The following is a 19789-nucleotide window of genomic DNA, read 5'->3' as shown; positions in this document are numbered from 1 at the left end:
GGATCAACTCATGACCGCGAACACGCATCATCATGCAACTCCTTCCGGAAAGCCGCGCGCCAGAAGTTTTGGCATACCATTCGATGGCACTCCCGGCCCCTACAACGCCATTACCGATGTTGCCGGTGTGACTGTCGGCTATACGACGCTGATTTCCGGCGATGGTCCGCTTGTAGTGGGCAAGGGGCCGGTGCGGACCGGGGTGACGGCGATCCTGCCACGGCCTCGCAATGACCTGATGACACCGGTTTTCGCCGGTCTATTTTCGCAGAACGGCAATGGCGAATTAACCGGCTCGCACCTGATCGAGGAACTAGGCGCCTTCAACTTCCCGATCACCATCACCAATACGCATTCCTGCGGGGTGACGCGCGATGCGACCCTGCGCTGGATGCAGCGTATCCAGCCCCACGCACTGGAGAGCGCCTTCGCACTGCCCGTATCGGGCGAAACCTATGACGGGTTTCTCAACGACATCAACGGGCACCATGTCGGTTTCGACCATGTCGAGACAGCGCTGGATACTGCCACTGGCGGACCGATCGAGGAAGGCAGTGTCGGCGGCGGCACCGGCATGATCACGTTCGGTTTCAAGGCGGGCTGTGGCACCGCCTCGCGTCTAGTCCCGTGGCAGGATGCGACGTTTACGGTCGGAGCGTTCGTGCAGTCGAACTTCGGCGCGCGGCACAATCTTGCGATACGCGGCGTGCGGGCCGGAGCAGACCTTGCCGAACCAGCAATCCAGGACAACACGCCGCGCATGGAGAAGAGCTCCATCATCGCGATCATCGCCACCGATGCACCGCTGTTGCCGCACCAGATGAAGCGGCTGGCGAAACGGGTGCCGCTCGGCGTCGCGCTGACCGGCGGTTTTGGCTACAACAGTTCCGGCGATATTTTCCTCGCCTTCACCACCGCCAATGCGCAAGCTGCCGGTGGCATTTCAGGGGCCATGATCGAGGCGCGCTATGTGCCAGATGTCGATATCAATCCATTTTTCGACGCGGTGGTTCAAACGGTCGAGGAAGCGATCCTGAATGCTCTGACAGCCAGTGAGGATATGGCCGGGCGAGATGGCAATTTTGTCCCGTCGCTGCCGAAGGCCTGGCTGAGAAAGTCGTTTTCTGAATGAAACGCCGTAGTGACATCGATTGTGCGCAGCACCTTGATCAGGTCACATCAATGGTACATTGCTGCGACAAATTGCTTTCCCGGAAACAAATTGCGTATGAATTTCAATATTAGCTCGATCTCAGCAGCCACCACCCATCCTCAGTACCTCTCCGGTCACAGTGCCTGGGTAGAGCACATCCCTTTCGCGTTTTTTGCTGTGGCCACACTCGCACCACGGCGGTTTGTCGAACTGGGAACCCACTATGGCGATTCCTATTGCGCCTTCTGCCAGGCCGCGGTGGTGCTGGGTGCCGAGGCCCCGTTCTCCGCTATCGATACGTGGGAAGGCGATGAGCATGCAGGGCTTTATGACAGCGCGGTTTTAGCCCAGCTTCGCACCGTGCATGATGCACGTTATGGGGAATTCTCCAGTCTGGTGCAAAGCCGCTTCGATGATGCGGCAAAGAATTTCGAGCCTGCCTCGATCGACCTTTTGCATATTGATGGATTGCACACGTATGAAGCTGTGAAGGCCGATTTTGAGGCCTGGCTGCCATTGATGAGCGAACGGGGTGTCATTCTTTTTCACGATACTGACGTGAGGCGCGACGATTTCGGCGTCTGGAAGCTTTGGGAAGAGCTTGTTGCACGGTACCCGTCTTTTACATTCCACCACGGCCACGGGCTCGGCGTGCTGGGCGTGGGGTCCGAAATACCCAATAGCTTCGGCCAGCTGCTCGAATGCTCAGACACGGAAGCGGAGGCTGTCCGTCAGCTCTTTGCCAATCTGGGGCGTGCTGTCTCGCGCGCGGTCGACCTGTCCAGGGAGCAGGCGGCACACCGGGAGACGGCTGAAAAACTGCTCCGCGCCGAGGCGCTGACCAGGCAACACGGCGATACGATACAAGCGGTGACGCCACAGCAGGAAGCGATTGAGGCGTTGACGGCACAGCACCAAGACGCGGTTGAGGCGCTGACATCGCAGCACCAACAGAACATTGCAGTGCTGACGCGCCAGACCGAAGACAAGATTGCGGCCTTACAGGCTAACGCTCAGGCTCAGGCAGAAGACGCAGAACGGAAGATCATCCACCTCTCATCCCAATTGCGCTCGGCGCACGGGCACCTGCGGTTGATGGAGAACTCCAGAAGCTGGCGATGGACCAGACCGCTGCGCCGCAGCTAGGTGGTGGCTGCTCTATCACGCAGCCCCCTGTCGCGGGGGTTATCTAGCGCCGCAAGCAAATCTGCGGCACGGTAGGTGCTGGTCGAGGTCTCGATATGCTTTACCGCGCAGCGAATGTCGGTGACTTTGCCGATGTTTGCTTCCGCTAAGGCGATCATACGTTCCAGTTCGCAAGCCAACGCGTTGACGGAAACCTCGTCGACGCTTGTGATGTTGGGGCTGCGCAGCGCCATGTTCTTGCATTCATAATTGTTGGTAAGCGTCTTCACACCTGCAAAGGCCATTTCAAGGGGCGGGTAGCTCGGGTGCGGCGAGACCATCAGGGACAAACCCACCGAGGCGCGGCTTAGCATACCGGCATATTCGTCCAGCGGCATCTTGCCGGTGACTTCGACGTTGGCGAGCGGCCCAGCCAGATGCGGTGGAAATGCTTCTCCGATACAAAAGATCTGCCATTTCGAGGCAAGAACCGGATTGCGCTTTTGCCAGAGTGTCAGCGCATCAATGCCGATCTCAAAACAATTTCTGATAGCCGACGGGCGTGAATAAAACAGAATGATGCGCTCGCGTGGCACCGGCTGAAGTGCTTCGGCGACCTTGCGGTTGGGCTCATAGCGCAGCACGCTTTTGGTGGCCAGCGCGTAGTGCTTGGACATGTAGCTCTCAAGTTCTTCAGAATTGAAGATGGCGATCGTGTCTTCCGGCTTGCGATAGGTCGCGTCGGCAAGCGCATAGCGTGATGACCAGGCATAAAATCCAGGCTCAAAGTCCTGAATCAGATAGACGACACGCGGGGCCGATCCGAAAAGCACACGTTGCTGTTCCTGGATTTTGAACGCGTTGTGAGCAGTCCACCAGGCGGTAGCGATAAATACATCGTTGGCGGCGACTTCGAGGGTTTGGCCTGTGCGTCGTTTGCTGCAGTCCAGCGCTATTTTTCTCCCCGGTTGTTCACCACCCAGCTGTTGTAACGTGAAGCCATCCAGCCGTGCTGGCACACCCTCCGTCGCAGCAGAGTCGGTGACAACGACACGGAAATCAGAGTTGGGTTCGGCGTCGCTGAGCTCGGTGAATAGTTTGAGCGCCGTGTCGATACCGCCGAATGTCTGCGTGGCGTTGATGGTCGGCACCAGAAGGTTGAACCGACGGTGTGGCCGGTGGACCGGCGTTACCGAGATAGGAAGCGTGTCGGTCGAGATCATCTCCGTGCGGGAGGGGAGCGGCGGGGATGCCAGAATCGGCTGGAATGGCGGACAGACACCGGCGCCGGCCTTGTCGTCCCTCGCCTTCTCCGTTCGAACCCATTGATGTCCTGAGGCCTCCACGAATATCAGGAGTGCCCGCTCGATGGCATGAGCCAACGTGCCGTCGACCTGGCCTTCTTCCGGCGGGAAATCTGAAACCTGCAGGTCCAGATCGAGTATTTTGGATATCGCGGCAGAGCGTCCCCAATACATGGATCCCGAGGGAAACTCCAAGACCATGTCGGCGTTCAGTTTTATGCCGATACGATCAAGCAATGTTGCTGCGATGTCAAAATCGTAACCCCAATTGATGACATTGCGGACAACATCAGCATGCTTTGGATAGACGACGCCGATGCGACCCTGTGACAGAAGATGGAGGTTGGACCGCACTATGTCCTTGCTGCCCAGCAAATGGCTCAGCAGATACGATCGCCAGTTCTTATAGGTGTCTCCGGCGTGCGGCGATTTCTTCGAATGAATGTGAACGAAAGCGGGATAGCGGGAATAGATGTCACGGAAGGCGATGTATTTTGGCGCGATATCGCGGCCGACGTTGGGCACAACCCTGATCTCCAGTTCCACGGGCTTTGTCAGCCGGGAAGCTGCTTCGCTGATTTGCTTTCGCTTGTCCTCGCTGTCGGTAGAGATGAACAGGCCATAGGGCACAGGGATATTGTCGAGATACGACAACATCCCATCGGCGAGGTCCGGGTAAAAAATGTGGGCGACCACTGCGACGCGTTCAAACGTCGAGTCCGTAGTGGTGGCAAGCGGAATGGAAACAGGCGTGTTCCATCCGGGCGGGGGGAGCCGAGCAATTACTGCGCCAATCGCATTCAGGCTGCCAGGTGAAGCTTCGGGTTGCATCCCCGGGATAGGGAGCGAGAATCCCTTGAGACGATCTACCAAAAAAGTAGCATAGCGTAGGCTTTGAGACAGTAATCCCAGGGCACCGTCCGCTCGGTAAATTTGCCGCGCACGTTCGATGCGTCGCATATTATTTGCCCTTTAAAGATTCGCGCTGGCCTGACACCACCGTATCTGCGGCAAGCAATGCTATCTCGATACCATCTAATAATTTTTGGATTGGAGGCAAGAGATATAGTAGGGTGATACACGCAACAAACTGACGTCAAAAAACCTGAAAAATATTTGCCAAGGCAATGGCCTGCCAGTGAGCTTCCAATGAATGGTACGGTTGGGTGGTCTCGAACCACCGACCTCAGGATCCACAAACCTGCGCTCTAACCAACTGAGCTACAACCGCACGTGCCAATGTCTGGCGAAGGGCTCTTTACGAACAAATGGCGGGCATTTCAAGACCGATGCAGCGTGGAGGGCAGTTGATTTGACGCATGTGGAAAACAGGGGTGGCCCAACACCCTGAAACCAGCAATGGCGCGCTGTTAGCCAGCGCGCCATTGTGTTCATGTCAGCCTTTGCATCGCATCAGAGCCCACATCAGGGCGAGCGACGCGAAATCAGGCGACTTTCAGTTCCTTCATTGCCTTCTCGAAGACATCCTTGACGGGCTTCGATACGTCGGTGGCGGCCTTGCTGCCGATCGACTGCAATTCCTTGCCCTGCTCAACAGCTGTTTCGAAGCTCTTGCGCATGAAAGCGGTCTGGAGTTCGACGAAGTCTGAAATCGACTTGACGCCGGCCAGCGCTTCGAGATGCGAGAAACCGGCATCGGCGTTGGCGCGCATAGCGGCAATGGTCTTTAGCGACAGGTCGCCGCCGACGGACTTCGCGGTCTCGAGGGTGGTTTCAAGTGCCTTCTGGGCTTCTTCAGCACCGGTCTTCATCTTGGAATAGGTTTCCTTCGACTGTTCGGCGCCCTTTTCGGCAAACGCGCGGAACTGGTCGGTGGCCTTCGACGCGTCGAAGGTCGGGAATTCAATGGTCTCATTGGTCTTGGCTGCGGTCTTGGACATGTTGTATCCTTCCAGTTGGCGATGGCTTTTTTGTCGGGGCCCATCTTGTGTGGATTTTATATAGAGGATTTTTTTGTGCATTGCAACATATTTGCTGCGATGCACCACAAAATCTTCCCGAGGTTAACCACGCTGGCCAAATTTCCGGTGTACGGGGCCCCTATTTGTAGACCTTCGCGATTGCTGCTTTTATTAACGAACGATTAATCAATCCTTTGCCGCATGGGCAGGGGCAGACCTGGTCCGCACATGCCGTCATCGACATATTCATTTCTCGACATTGCCGTATTGGATGCGGTGCGCCAGCGGTTTGCCGCAGGCGATGCGCTGGCGGTGCTGTCGATTGATCTCGACGCGGTGATCTGGACAAATGGACCGGGAGCATCCCTCTTTGGCTATGCGGATATCGAGGCGGCAATTGGCGCACCGGCCAATCTTGGTCTGATTGCGCGGCGGCAGATCAAAGCGACTTCTGGGTTTCCGGCCATCGGAAGCAATCGTAACGTGGCCGTGCGGATCACGTCAGGTGCAGGCAGCAAGGCTGTTCCGTTTCAGGCAAGCGCGATCGTGTTGCCGGGTGGGGAACGGGCAATCCTGCTGGCAGCATCCGATGCCAGCACGCTAGACGCGGGACAAAGGGCGCAGCGTGCAGTCGGCGGGTTTGACGGAGCAGGACATTTCGCGGCGCTGATAGACGGTTCGGGAGAAATTGTGGCCGCAGCCGAAGGGCTGGCAAAGCTTGGCATTGCGCCCGATACACTTGCGGCACTGGTCACTGAAGCCGGAGCGCAAAAGGACCGTTTGGTCAAACGGATGATTCCTGCCGCAGCAGGCCGTCTGCCTGCCGGGTTTGCGCGGCTGGCCGATGAGCCAGCGCTGCACCTGCTGGTGGTTGTCAGCGATGTGCAGGACGAAGCTGATAGCGCCCTGCCAGGCAAAGCTGATGTGCCCGGCGCGGGCTCACGCCCGACAGAGGCTCAAGTGGCTGGCGCAGGAGTGGGCTCCAGCGCAACCACCACCATTCAGCATGAATCTGACGCAGGGCGCAGGGCGCCTGTGCAGACGACATCAGAAACCCCGGAACCAGCCCAAGCGATGCCGTCGCGGCAAGAACGCTGGTACTTTGGAGCCAAAGCGGCAGCGCCCGTAGAGCCGGAGCAGCTCGCAGCGACGCATCCATCTCCAGCGCAACCGGAAGCGTTCTTTACAGAAACGCCAGGCGGCGCGTTGGAAATCCCGGAAGCAGCAGAAGTAGAAGCGCCGTTAGAAACCGGTGCTGCGGCAGAAGTAGCACCCCAGGGTGAATCGCAGGCAACGGCGGCGGCTTTTGAGCGTACTTTGAGCCCCGTGAGATTTGTGTGGCGCACCGATGCCGAAGGCAAGTTCAGCGCCATGTCGCCAGAGTTTGCTGGCGCGGTCGGCGCGGGCTCGGCCGATGTGGTTGGCCAGTTATTTCGTGATGTCGCGAGCCGCCTGCAGCTTGACCCGTCCGGTGAGATCGCCGGTCTTCTGGAGCGGCGTGACACCTGGTCGGGGCGCACGGTTATGTGGCCGGTTAGCGACAGCGCGCTTCGGGTGCCCGTCGATTTGGCGGCGCTTCCCGTCTATGGGCGCGAGCGCAATTTCGAAGGGTTTCGCGGCTTTGGCGTGGCGCGTGGTGGCGACGCTGTCTCTGGCCAGCCGGCTGCACACGCCATCGAAGCAGCCAGCACCGTCACTGAAGAGTTGGTTGTACCCAAGCGGATGGAAGTCGATGCGCCTGAGACCGTAGCGGACAACGACCCGTTCAAGGGCGAAGTGCCAGCGCTGGCGATTGTTGAAGAGCAGGAGCGCCGCTATAGCGACAAGGTTATCAGACTGGCCGAGCACCGGACGCCAGGCGGTATCGACAAGAGCCTTTCGCCCGGCGAACGCAACGCGTTTCGCGAGATTGGCGACCGGCTGAAAAAGGTGCACGCGCCAGACGGCGCCGTGGTGACACGCGACGCGGCTGAGACGGAAGCTGTAGACGCTGAAGTTACGGCTGAGGCTAGCCTGCCAGACGATTTCGTTTCCGCTGATATGATCAACGATCCGAGCGTTGCGGGTGAGCTCAAATCCGAAACAACGTTCGTCGCCGATACTACAGGCGCGGAATCGGTGACACCGTTCGGCGGTGAGGCAATGGCAGACGAACCGGTTGCAACGCATTCGGAGCTGGATGCGACACCCGGCAGCAATACCGATACTCGCGCCTCTGGCGAGCCGGACGCGGCGATTTCAGGCGACGCAGAAAACGCCGAGCCCGAATTTTGGCCGCGCGGCGAAAGCCTTGTGCCGACCGGAGCGGAATCAGCCACAAGCGGTGGTGACGCAAATGCCGACCAGAGCAGCGATGCCGATAGCGTAGACCAGACCGCCCCTTCGTCCCGCGAAGCCACCGCTGATGGTGATGACCCACACCTACTCGAACACCTGGACCCGGTCGTAGCCGCGGTGAACGATTGGGCCCGCAAGCCTGACGTGTCCAGCGCGAACGACGAGAACCTGCCGTCTGATTTTGCAACTGCACCCATACTTTCCGAAGCCGATGAGGCGTCGGGGATTTTTGGCTCTCCCGAGGAGGCCGACAATTTTCGTGAAGGTGCGCAGCCAGTTCACGACAATGGCGATCTGGCGATCCTTTCACGGTTGCCAGTACCTGTGATCATCCATGCCGGCGACACGCTGCATTTTGCCAATGAGGAATTTTTCGCGCTGACGGAGTATCCGACGCTGGAAGCGCTGGCGGACAGTGGCGGGCTGGAAACCTTGTTTGGCGATCCCTACCCTCCCGAGGGAGAAGGCGACCGGAAGCTTCGGCTGGTGACTCGCGAGGGCCATGAAATTCCGGTTTCGGTTCGCTTGCAGTCGGTGCCTTGGGGCGCCGGCAAAGCGCTGTTGCTGGCTTTGACACGCGTTGAAGAGGAACCGCTGACGGAGATTTCCAAGCCCACGCTTGTTGCGTCAAACGCAACACTGGACGCTGACGATAACGACGATCTTGAAAGCCGCGTAGCCGAGATGCGGGCAATCGTCGACACTGCTACCGATGGTGTGGTGGTGCTTGATAAAGCCGGAACGATCCGCTCAATCAGCCGCGCTGCGGAGGCGTTGTTCGGGTTCGACAATGACGATGTGACCGGCAAGCCATTCGCCTCGCTGTTTGCCATCGAGAGTCAGCGGTCGGCGCGCGACTATCTTGCCGGGCTTTCCGAACATGGCGTTGCCAGCGTTTTGAATGACGGACTGGAAGTGATCGGCCGCGAGGCTGAAGGCCGATTCATACCTCTGTTCATGACCATCGGACGCCTTCCCAATGACAGCGGCTATTGCGCAGTAGTGCGCGACATCACCCAGTGGAAGCGTGCCGAAGAGGAACTGACCCAGGCGCGGGCGCAAGCCGAACGGGCTTCTTCGCAGAAGACCGATTTTCTGGCGCGTGTCAGCCATGAGATCCGCACGCCGCTAAATGCCATCATCGGCTTCTCCGAACTGATGATCGACGAAAAGTTCGGCAAGATCGGCAATGACCGTTACCGCGACTATCTGCGCGACATCTACCGTTCCGGCAATCATGTGCTGGACCTTGTGAACGACCTGCTCGATATTTCCAAGATTGAGGCGGGCGAGCAGGAAATGGCCTATGAGGCGGTTTCGCTTAACGACACCCTTTCGGAAACTGTGGCGATGATGCAGCCGCAGGCCAATCGCGAACGGGTGATCATTCGCTCCAGCCTTGCCTCGCAACTGCCAGAGGTGGTGGCAGATCTGCGAAGCGTTCGCCAAATCGCACTCAACCTGTTGTCCAACGCGGTGCGCTATACGCAGGCTGGTGGGCAGGTGATCATTTCGACCGCCTATGAGCCGAGCGGTGATATCGTGATGCGGGTGCGTGACACCGGCATTGGAATGAGTACGGCCGAGATCGAGCAGGCGCTTAAACCCTTCAAGCAGATCAACGCCCTGAAACGCGGACGTGGTGACGGCACGGGGCTTGGACTGCCGCTGACCAAGGCGATGGTGGAAGCCAATCGCGCGCGGTTTTCGATTCTTTCGACGCCTGGCGAAGGCACACTCGTGGAAGTGACTTTTCCATCGACGCGGGTGCTGGCCGACTAGGCGACGGCGCGCGACACCATCGACTCATTGCGACACTGCTAGTTTAGAACTTTTCTAAATATTTGAATTTGTTCAGATTAAAACTTGACCTTTTTTGTCAGATTGAGGATAGGGGTGGCGTTCACGGACTCGAAGTCTGCACCGCCCTCCCTCTCCCTCAGGAGCGTATGATGAAGAAATTTTCCCTTTTTGCCGCGACCGCCGGCCTTGCCTTGATCGCCGCATTCGGCGCGCAGGCTGAAGAAACGGTCAACGTCTACACCTATCGCCAGCCAGAGCTTATTCAGCCGGTCCTCGATGCTTTCAGCAAAGAGACCGGTATCAAGACCGAGGTGCTTTTTCTCGACAAGGGGCTGGAAGAGCGGGTCGCTGCCGAGGGTGTTAATTCGCCAGCGGACGTCATCATGACGGTCGATATTGCCCGCCTTACCGCAGCCAAGGAAAAGGGTATCACCCAGGCGCTGACTGATGAAGATGTCAACAAGCTGCTGCCGACCGAATATCGCGATCCCGAAGGCCATTGGTTCGGTCTGACCAAGCGCGCACGCGTGGTCTATGCTTCGAAGGAACGTGTCAGCGACACCGCGCTAACCTATGCGGACCTGGCCGACCCAAAGTGGAAGGGCAAGATTTGCATGCGCTCAGGCCAGCATGATTATAATCTGGCGCTGTTTTCTGCTGCCATTTCGCATTGGGGTGCGGAGAAGACTGAAGAATGGATGAAGGGTCTGAAGGCCAATCTGGCAAAGAAGCCCGACGGCGGGGACCGCCAGCAGGCGGGTGCTATTGCGAGCGGCGAATGTGATCTGGCAATTGGCAACACCTATTATGTGGGACTGATGCGCACCAATGATAAAGAACCACAGCAGAAGGATTGGGGTGCAGCTGTTAATGTGCTGTTCCCGACCTTCGAGAACGGCCTGACACATGTGAACATTTCGGGCATCGCGCTGGCCAAGAACGCGCCACATCGTGACAGCGCGGTGAAGCTGATCCGTTTCCTTGCCAGCCACGAGGCACAGCAGGTTTATGCCGAGAAGAACTTTGAATATCCGGTGGAACCGGGCCTTGAGGCTTCAGAGATGGTCAAGTCGTTCGGTGATCTGAAGGCCGATACGCTACCGCTGGTCGACATTGCCGGAAACCGCAAGGCGGCTTCCGAGATGGTGGACAGGGTCGGTCTTGACGATGGCCCAAGCAGCTAACTTGCAAATTCGCTTTCCAGCAACACGGGCCGGCCCGAAAGGCGCCGGCCTTACGGCTGTTTAGGCGGCGAAACATGGCAAGCATCCAGCCAGGTTTCGACGCAGCACGCAGGCTGCCCGTCAAGCGGCTGCGGCAGCCCTTTGTTAGCGCCAGTGCGCTGGCGCTTTCGGCGCTGGTACTGTTGCCGATCTTTTCGCTTTTCTATGTCGCGTTGAGTGGGACGGGGGCTGACTGGCCGCACCTTTTCGCACACGTGCTGCCCGGCGCAACGGTCACAACGCTGTCGCTGCTGGCAATGGTGGCGATTGCCACTTCGGTCGTCGGCGTTGCGGGCGCGTGGCTGGTTGTCGGCTATGATTTTCCGCTGCGGCGGACATTTTCATGGGCGCTGGTGTTGCCACTAGCCGTGCCCCCCTATCTGGCCGCTTACGCATTCGGCGAGTTCTTCCATTATTCGGGGCCAGTTCAGGGGCTGGTGCGCGACCTGTTCGGGTTCACTTCCATGCGAGACTACTGGTTCCCCGATATTCGTTCGACGCCGGGCGCAGCCTTTGTGTTGTCCTCGGTCCTCTATCCCTACGTTTATCTGACGACCCGCATCGTGTTTCTCATGCAGGGTCGAAACATTGCGGATGTGGCACGAACGCTTGGGGCGCGGCCTGCAAAAGTGTTCTGGACCGTGCTGCTGCCGGTGGCGCGGCCGGCTATTGTCGCTGGTGTTGCACTGGTGCTGATGGAGACCGTGAACGATATCGGCGCGTCAGAATTTCTGGGCGTGCGCACGCTCACATTCTCGGTCTACACAACCTGGTTGGCGCGCGGCAGCCTGGAAGGCGGCGCGCAGATAGCTCTGTTGATGCTTGTGATCGTGTTCGTGCTGATCGCGGCCGAACATTGGGCAAGGCGACGGCAGCGTTTTCACAGTGGCCGTGCCACACAGTTGCGAGCGCACCCGCCGCGCGCAAAGCTTACCGGTATCGCCGCATTTGGCGCACTGGCCGCCGTGGCGCTGCCGGTACTGGCCGGATTCGGCATCCCGCTTCTGACATTCGGTCAATATGCGTTGCGACGGCTCGACCAATTTGCTTCGCCGGCTGTGGCCAGCGCCTTCGTCAACAGCGTGTTTACAGCAGCCGTCACCTCATCAATCACTATTGTTCTGGCGCTTTTTCTGATCAACGCGGCCCGTCTCTCCCGGGGGCGGGTGATCAGCTCTACCGTCCGGCTTGCTGCAGTTGGCTATGCCCTGCCCGGCGGTGTCCTGGGGCTTGGCCTCCTGTTTGTGCTGGCGCGGTTCGACAATTCGCTTGATGCGTTTGCGCGTTCCACGTTCGGGATTTCGACTGGTTTACTCTTCACCGGATCGGCGGCGGCCGTGATCATTGCCTGCACAATCCGCTTTCTGGCGCTGGCTGAAGGCGCAATCCAGTCAGGTATGGAAAAACTCCCACCGCATCTCGATCAGGCGGCGCGCAGCCTTGGGCAGACACCGACGAGAAGCGCCACGACCGTGCTCCTGCCGCTCTTAAAACCGGCGATCCTGACCGCTGCAGTGTTGGTGTTCGTTGATACGATCAAGGAGCTTTCGGCAACGATCCTGCTGCGTCCTTTCGGCTTCAACACGCTTGCGACCTATGTCTACGAGAACGCCTCTCGCGGCGTTCCTGAAGAAGGCGCAGTGGCAGCGATTGTCATCATCCTGACGGCTCTGGTGCCGGTTATCCTGCTTTCCAGCGCGCTGATGCGTGACCGAGATGCACTGCTCTAGAGCAATCAAGATCCGGGCCTCAGTCTGTAGAAAAGAAAAGAAAAGGCGCCCAAAGGGCGCCTGAGTTAGAAGCTGTTAGCAAAGGACTTGGGCTCTTCGTAAATTCGATGAGTGGGATTTCTCCCGCAAGTTACGCACGACTATCAACGTCAACCGTTAACAAGACCTTACCAGAGTATAGACATGTTTACGGAAGTGTATCACCCGTGAATTCCTGGTAAATTTTACGGTCATCTTTCGTTAACCGTAGCGGTTGCGATTGGTTTTAGTTTTGCAATTCAGGTAGCCCGCTAAACAGATCCAACGCCTCCGGATTGGCCAGCGCTTCCTTGTTCTTGACTGCCCGTCCGTGAACCATGTCTCGCACCGCAAGCTCGGTGATTTTTCCCGATTTGGTGCGCGGAATGTCAGTCACCGCAACAATCTTCGCCGGCACATGGCGGGGGCTTGCTCCGGTGCGGATTTTTGTGCGGATTTTCTTTTCCAGAGTCTCGTCCAGTTTCACGCCGTCGGCCAAGCGGACGAACAGCACCACGCGGACGTCGTCATCCCATTGCTGGCCGATACAGAGTGCTTCAGCAATTTCCGGCAGTTGTTCTACCTGATTGTAGATTTCAGCCGTGCCTATGCGCACGCCACCTGGGTTTAGCGTCGCGTCCGAGCGGCCGTGGATGATGATGCCGCCATGTTCCGTCCATTCGGCGAAATCGCCATGGCACCATACGTTGTCAAAGCGCTCGAAATAGGCGGCGTGGTATTTTTTGCCATCAGGGTCGTTCCAGAACATCAGCGGCATGGCAGGAAAAGCGTTGGTGCAGACAAGCTCGCCCTTTTCACCGCGGACCGGTTTGCCATCATCGTCCCAGACATCGACCGCCATGCCCAGACCGGCGCCCTGGATCTCGCCGCTCCAGACCGGGTTGATGGGCACGCCGAGTACAAAGCAGGAGACGATGTCCGTGCCACCCGAGATGGAGGCAAGATGCAGATCCTGCTTGATCGCCTCATAGACATAATCAAAGCCCTCAGGCGATAGCGGCGAGCCGGTTGAGGCCATAGCGCGCAGCCTTTCCAATCGGTGCGTTTTTATCGGCGTCAGCCCGGCCTTGCGGGCAGCGTCGATGAACTTTGCCGAGGTACCGAAAAACGTCATCCCCTCGGCATCGGCGAAATCAAACAGAACATTGCCGTCCGGGTAGAAGGGCGAGCCGTCATAAAGAAGCAGGGTAGCGCCAGTGGCGAGACCGGAGACCAGCCAGTTCCACATCATCCAGCCGCAGGTGGTGAAGTAGAACAGTCGGTCACCCTCAACCAAGCCGGCATGGAGACGCTGTTCCTTGACGTGCTGGACTAGCGTTCCACCGGCCGAATGCACGATGCACTTGGGTACGCCGGTGGTGCCAGACGAGAACAGAATATAGAGGGGATGCGCGAAAGGCAGGCGCTCAAACGTAACCGGCGTGATAGCGAACGGCTCGATTGCATCGTCGAGCGAAATAGCACCAATCACCTCGGCAACGTCTGATGCAGAACCCAGATAGTCGACGATCAATGTCTTTCTCACGCTTGGAAGCCGGGCAACGACTGCGGCAACCTTTTCAGACAGTTCGATCGACTTGCCGTTGTACCAATAGCCGTCCGGCGCAATAAAGATGACCGGCTCGATCTGACCGAAGCGGTCGTATACGCCCTGTTCGCCAAAATCAGGGGAACAGGACGACCAGATGGCGCCGATAGAGGCGGTGGCCAGCATGGCGGCGACGGCTTCTGGCATATTGGGCATCATCGCAGCAACGCGATCGCCCTTTTTTACGCCCAGCGACAAGAACAGCTGCTGCAGACGCGACACCATGGCGTGAAGCTCGTCCCACGACATATGACGCTCGACCTTATCCTCGCCGCGGAAGACCAAAGCATGGCCTGAGCCGGTTATCTTGAGAAGGTTTTCGGCGAAATTGATACTGGCGTCAGGAAAGAACCTCGCACCGGGCATACGATCGCCATCGGCCAGGATGCGCTCACCCTTATCACCCAAGATTCCGCAGAAATCCCAGACCAGATCCCAGAACTGCTCACGCTCTGCAACCGACCAGGCATGAAGGTCCGCATAGGTGGCAAGGTTCCGGTCGGCCCGCTGCGAGGCGGCTGCCATGAATGCCGTCATGGGCGCTGTAGCCACGCTTTCGGGTGTTGGTGTCCAAAGGGGGGTCTGTCCAGTCATCAACACGTCCTCCAGGATCGGGCGGTTATGCATAGTGCAAGCCCGCAATACAAGATGGGCGCGGCATCGACACCTGTGGGAAAGGACGCTGCGGCGGCGTTGCGGGTTTGAAAAGCGACAAGTGTCCGCTAAACCCATATCGGCCGGCGCAAAGCCGGCTCAAAGGGTGCCAGAACAATGCCGTCAGGGATGGTCAGACGGAGCGTGTGGGTGATTGCGGCACTTGCCGCCTTGCTGGCGGTGTTGGCTGTGCTATTTCCCATGGTAGCTTCAACGCGACTGGTGAGCGATCGCATCGCCCTCGAGATGAGCGCGTGGAGCGGCTACCGGGTTTCAGTCGGCGCGCCGCCGGAGGTCACGTTCTTCCCAATTGTGAAAGCGACGTTGCGCAATGTGACGCTTTCCGACTGGCGCGATACTGATGCAAAGCCGATTGTCGACGCTGAACGGGTTGAAGTGGACCTGTCGCCGCTGGCAGCACTGGTCGGCAAAATTGTTTTCTCCGATGTCCGGCTGATCCGACCCACATTGCGGCTGGTTCCCTCGGGTCAATTCTACCTGCCTGCTCCGCCCGGTGGAGGACGCGTGTCGCGGTCGATCGGAAGTGCACGCGCCGCCATCGCTGCCAATCCCGAGAGTCCAGCACTTGATGCGGTTGCATCTGAGCCATTCGGCAAAGTTGAGTTTACCGATGGACGGATCGTCACCGTCGATGGCAGCCGAGAAGAAGAAGCTGTCACCAGCATTTCGGGACTGGTCGACTGGAGTGCGACAAACCGGAGCGGAAAGCTTGCAGCTAATGGTATCTGGCGGGGGGAGAATGTTGCTATCAATCTATCATCCGCCAATCCTGTGGCGCTTTTTGCGGGCGGCAGTGCCGCCCTTTCCGTGGCGCTGAAATCCAACTCCGCTACCATGAGCTTTGAAGGCTCGCTCAATGCATCGGAAAACCCGTTCGTTGACGGGCAGTTCGCGTTTGCCTCGCCGTCGATCCGCCGCCTGATGGAATGGCTGCAAAGTGATATCGCGCCGAAATCGGCAATTGGCTCGATCTCGATCAAAAGTCACCTCACGGGCAATGCGCAGCGTGTGAAATTCGAAAATACCGAGCTGGCGCTCGATGGCAATCCGGGCACGGGCTTGCTCGATGTTTCGCTTGAGGGACCCGTTCCGAATATCGCGGGCACGCTGGCATTTGAAACACTCAATCTAGGATCATTTCTTTCCGCGCTCACCCCGCTTGCGCCCTCGGACACGGACACAGATCTGGAAAGCGAGTTTGCCAGCCGGGTTGAACTCGACCTGCGACTCTCTGCTGCCAAAGCCGCCGCCGGAACTATCGGCCTGACGCAGGTGGCAGCCACTGTTCAGGTCAAGAACGGGCTTGCTATGCTCGACGTCTCGGACGCGACTGCCTTTGGTGGCACGCTGCAGGCGGGACTCAGGCTTGACCACAACGGGCCCACCGACACGGTGGAACTGCGTATGCTGGCAAATGAGATTGACGGAGCTATTTTTGCGGCTGCAACCGGCATGAGCGGCTTGATGCCGACCGGGCGTGGCACCATCTCGGCGATCCTCAAGGGCCCCGCGCAATCATGGCGTCATCTGCTGGAGAATGCGGACGGGTCGATTACGGCGAATTTCGGTGCCGGCGAGCTGAAAGGGCTCAACATCCCCGCGTTCCTCGAACGTGCGGCGCGCGGCGGCTTTTTTGCGCTCACGGAAGTGTCCGACGGTTCGCTTCCGATCAAGATGGCCGAGGTTAAAGCCAGCATTAATCGAGGGGTCGTCACAATCGAGAAGGCCGAGGCTAAATCGGCGGTAAAGGACATCTGGCTCGGCGGGCTGGTGCCTTACATCGGTGGCGGGCTAGCGCTTTCGGGCAAGATTTTTCCGCCCGGCGCGGATAAGGCGGTGACGCCACCCGATGCCACATTCTTCGTCGGCGGCTCCTGGAGCGTGCCGTTCATTTCGCCAATCCTGCAGCTGCCGCCGCAGGCGCCCAATCTATGAGATGCGTTGAGCGGCCTGCTCGTCGCGCAGGCGCTGGACTTCGCGCTGCTTGTTGACCAGCGAGGCGGCGATGACGCCGACCGTGACAACGCCGATGAGAATGGTGCAGGCGGCGTTGATTTCCGGGGTCACCCCAAGGCGCACCTGACTGTAGATTTTCATCGGCAACGTGGTCGCGCCGGGGCCTGAGGTGAAGCTCGAAATTACCAGATCATCGATCGATAGCGTGAAGGCCAGCATCCATCCCGACACGATGGCTGGAAGGATGACAGGCAGCGTGATGTGCAGAAAGGTTTTGACCGGCGGGGCGCCGAGATCCATGGCGGCTTCCTCGAGCGAACGGTCGAATGTGAGAAGGCGCGACTGGACGACAACCGCGACAAAGCACATCGAGAATGTGATGTGGGCCAGCGTCAGCGTGACGAAGCCACGGTCCATGCCGATGGCCACGAAGAGCAGCAGCAACGACAGCCCGGTGATCACCTCGGGCATGACCAGCGGCGCAAACACCATGCCGGAAAAGAGCACGCGGCCACGAAAGCGCGTGTAGCGGGTCAAGGCTAGCGCCGCCAGCGTGCCCAGCACCGTGGCTACGGATGCCGAGATAAGCCCGACGCGGAACGTGACCCAGGCCGCGTCCAAAAGGCCCTTGTTGTTGAACAGCTCGACATACCATTTGGTCGAGAAACCACCCCAGACGGTGACCAAGCGAGATTCGTTGAAAGAGAAGATCACCAGGATGACGATGGGCAGATAAAGGAAAGCGAAGCCCGCCACAATGGAAACGATGTTAAAGCGGCTCCACGAGGCGTTCATCGTCCCTGCTCCTGGGCTTTGGCCTGCGCCTGCTGGAAGATCATGATCGGCACCACCAGAAGCAGGAGCAGAATCACCGCCACAGCCGATGACACCGGCCAGTCACGGTTGGCAAAGAACTCGTTCCACAACGTCTTGCCAATCATCAGCGTGCGTGGGCCGCCGAGAAGATCAGGGATGACGAACTCACCTACCGCCGGGATGAAGACCAACAGGCAACCGGCGACAACGCCCGGCAGCGACAGCGGGAAAGTGACCTTCCAGAACGCGCTGATGGGCCGGCATCCGAGATCCTGCGCGGCCTCTATCAGTGAGAAATCCATCTTTTCCAGCGCGGAATAGAGCGGCAGGATCATGAAGGGCAGGTAAGAATAGACGATGCCAATGAAGATGGCGGTGTGGGTGTTGAGGATGATCAATGGCTGGTCGATAATGCCTGTGGCCAGCAGAGCCTGGTTGAGCAGTCCTTCAGGCTTGAGGATACCAATCCACGCATAGACGCGGATCAGGAACGACGTCCAGAACGGCAGGATGACCAGCATCAGCAAAGTGGGGCGCATGGAAGCCGGCGCGCGGGCCATGCCGTAGGCGATCGGATAGCCGACAAGCAACGTCAGGAAAGTAGAGCCGGCAGCGATGCCAACGCTCGAAATGTAGGCGTTGAAATAGAGGGAATCCTGGGTAAGCCAGACGTAATTGTCAAAACTCAGTTTTCCGATCTGGCTGAAGAATCCCGAAATGCCTTCGGAAAATCCGATTACTGGCAGGTAGGGTGGCATCGCGGTGGCCGTTTGAGAAAGTGATATTTTGACGACGATGAAGAACGGAACAAGGAAGAAGGTGAACAGCCACAGATAGGGCACCAGGATAACAAGACGGCTGACGACAGCGTTGAGGGCGCTGCCCAGCGCCGAGCGGCTGGCAGGAGATTTGGCGGTGGCGGCTGTAATGTCGGCCATCTCCGCCCCTAGCGCGTCAACACGACGCCGGCATCCGGCTGGAAAGATATCCATGCACGGTCGCTCCAGGTCAGCGGATTTGCGGTCAGGCGGGAACTGTTAAGGGCGCTTGCTTTGACGATCTGACCGTCGTCCAATTGGATGTGGTAGACAGTCATGTCGCCCAGATAGGCAAGGTCGTAGACCTCGCCTTCCATGGCGTTGGTGGTGTCAGCGGGCTTTTGGGGAGAGACTTTTATCTTTTCAGGGCGTACCGCGAGTGCAACTGGCTTGCCGGTAGCGACATCGCCGGCATTTTCCACAGTGATTTCAGCTCCGCTAGCCCCCGCAATGCGCACGGTTCCCGCATCCCGGCTCGTAACCGTACCTTCGAACATGTTAATGGTGCCGACGAAACCGGCGACGAAACGGGATGCCGGTGCTTCATATACTTCAGCCGGCGTTGCAACCTGCATCACCTCACCCTTGTCGATAATGGCGATGCGGTCGGCCATCGTCATCGCCTCTTCCTGATCGTGCGTGACGACAAGGAAGGTGAGACCGAGATCCTGCTGCAGGTCCATCAGCTCGAACTGCGTTTCCTCGCGCAGCTTCTTGTCGAGCGCGCCGAGTGGTTCATCAAGCAGCAGAACCTTTGGCCGCTTGGCGACAGAGCGGGCGAGTGCAACGCGCTGACGCTGCCCGCCGGAAAGCTGGTGCGGCTTGCGTTTTCCGAACTCGGTCAGCTTGACCAGTTGCAGCATCTCGGCGACGCGGGCTGCGATGTCGGCCTTGGGCATGCCATCCTGTTTGAGGCCGAACGCAATATTTTTCTCGACGCTCATATGCGGAAACAGCGCATAAGACTGGAACATCATGTTGACCGGACGCCGGTAGGGCGGGATGCCGCGCAGGTCTTGCCCGTCAAGCAGAATGCGGCCTGCCGTTGGCTCTTCAAAACCTGCCAGCATGCGCAGAAGCGTGGACTTGCCGCAGCCCGACGCGCCGAGTAGGGCGAAAAACTCTTTTTCGAAAATCGACAGCGAGAGATTGTTCACTGCGGTGAAGTCACCAAACTTTTTGGTGACGTTCTCAAAGGAAATGTAGGGCTTGGCCGAAGGGTCGTTCCAGGGCGCAAAGGCCCTGCGAATGCTGCCAAGCGATTTCATATAGTGCCCGCTCCTATAGTGATACTGCGCCG

The 19789-nt window shown here is 58.5% G+C and carries 12 protein-coding genes and 1 tRNA gene; 6 read left to right on the top strand and 7 right to left on the bottom strand.

Annotated features, from left to right (window positions below):
* Positions 1–10 precede the first annotated feature (10 nt).
* Complete coding sequence (locus tag GA830_RS08755; RefSeq protein WP_195164641.1) at positions 11–1132, top strand: DmpA family aminopeptidase; 1122 nt, start codon at positions 11–13, stop codon at positions 1130–1132.
* A gap of 9 nt (positions 1133–1141) precedes the next feature.
* Positions 1142–2299: a class I SAM-dependent methyltransferase gene (locus GA830_RS08750; RefSeq protein WP_195164640.1), complete on the top strand. Its 1158-nt coding sequence runs from the start codon at positions 1142–1144 to the stop codon at positions 2297–2299.
* Here GA830_RS08750 and GA830_RS08745 read toward each other — a convergent pair.
* The 3 genes from GA830_RS08745 to GA830_RS08735 all read right to left on the bottom strand — a co-directional run bounded on the left by GA830_RS08745 (position 2296) and on the right by GA830_RS08735 (position 5483).
* Positions 2296–4413, bottom strand: a complete 2118-nt coding sequence (locus GA830_RS08745; RefSeq protein ID WP_195164639.1) for a rhamnosyltransferase WsaF family glycosyltransferase — start codon at positions 4411–4413, stop codon at positions 2296–2298. The two genes, GA830_RS08750 and GA830_RS08745, sit on opposite strands and share 4 nt — an antisense overlap.
* Positions 4414–4736: 323 nt before the next feature.
* Positions 4737–4813, bottom strand: a tRNA-His gene (locus GA830_RS08740).
* Positions 4814–5027: 214 nt separating this feature from the next.
* Entirely contained in the window at positions 5028–5483 is a 456-nt protein-coding gene (locus tag GA830_RS08735) for a phasin (RefSeq protein ID WP_195164638.1), read from the bottom strand.
* 249 nt (positions 5484–5732) lie between these two features.
* Here GA830_RS08735 and GA830_RS08730 point away from each other — a divergent pair, with 249 nt between their 5' ends.
* The 3 genes from GA830_RS08730 to GA830_RS08720 all read left to right on the top strand — a co-directional run bounded on the left by GA830_RS08730 (position 5733) and on the right by GA830_RS08720 (position 12597).
* Positions 5733–9623, top strand: coding sequence for a histidine kinase dimerization/phospho-acceptor domain-containing protein (locus GA830_RS08730; protein ID WP_195164637.1), 3891 nt, complete (start codon positions 5733–5735; stop codon positions 9621–9623).
* Between the two features lie 170 nt (positions 9624–9793).
* Complete coding sequence (locus tag GA830_RS08725; RefSeq protein ID WP_195164859.1) at positions 9794–10828, top strand: Fe(3+) ABC transporter substrate-binding protein; 1035 nt, start codon at positions 9794–9796, stop codon at positions 10826–10828.
* Positions 10829–10902: 74 nt separating this feature from the next.
* A complete protein-coding gene (locus tag GA830_RS08720) occupies positions 10903–12597 on the top strand; it encodes an ABC transporter permease (RefSeq protein WP_195164636.1) in 1695 nt (564 codons plus the stop codon).
* Positions 12598–12862: 265 nt separating this feature from the next.
* Here GA830_RS08720 and GA830_RS08715 read toward each other — a convergent pair whose 3' ends face one another.
* A complete protein-coding gene (locus GA830_RS08715) occupies positions 12863–14818 on the bottom strand; it encodes an acetoacetate--CoA ligase (protein ID WP_195164635.1) in 1956 nt (651 codons plus the stop codon).
* Between the two features lie 210 nt (positions 14819–15028).
* Between GA830_RS08715 and GA830_RS08710 the strand changes: the two genes are divergently transcribed.
* The gene (locus GA830_RS08710; RefSeq protein ID WP_258045621.1) at positions 15029–16834 is read left to right on the top strand and encodes an AsmA family protein; all 1806 of its coding nucleotides are present in this window, start codon (positions 15029–15031) and stop codon (positions 16832–16834) included.
* On the opposite strand, the gene GA830_RS08705 is transcribed toward GA830_RS08710, so the two are convergent.
* Genes GA830_RS08705 through GA830_RS08695 form a run of 3 tightly spaced genes read right to left on the bottom strand, consistent with a single transcriptional unit; the run spans position 16829 to position 19757 of the window.
* Positions 16829–17650: an ABC transporter permease gene (locus GA830_RS08705; protein WP_195164633.1), complete on the bottom strand. Its 822-nt coding sequence runs from the start codon at positions 17648–17650 to the stop codon at positions 16829–16831. The two genes, GA830_RS08710 and GA830_RS08705, sit on opposite strands and share 6 nt — an antisense overlap.
* Positions 17647–18609, bottom strand: coding sequence for an ABC transporter permease subunit (locus GA830_RS08700; RefSeq protein WP_195164632.1), 963 nt, complete (start codon positions 18607–18609; stop codon positions 17647–17649). Before GA830_RS08700 ends, GA830_RS08705 begins: the two co-directional genes overlap by 4 nt.
* 8 nt (positions 18610–18617) lie before the next feature.
* Positions 18618–19757: an ABC transporter ATP-binding protein gene (locus GA830_RS08695; protein ID WP_195164631.1), complete on the bottom strand. Its 1140-nt coding sequence runs from the start codon at positions 19755–19757 to the stop codon at positions 18618–18620.
* Positions 19758–19789: the final 32 nt, after the last annotated feature.

This window comes from Mesorhizobium sp. NBSH29 (assembly GCF_015500055.1).
Lineage (GTDB): Bacteria > Pseudomonadota > Alphaproteobacteria > Rhizobiales > Rhizobiaceae > Neomesorhizobium.
Note: the sequence above shows the minus strand (reverse complement) of the source record. Positions and strands in the feature narration are given on the sequence as shown.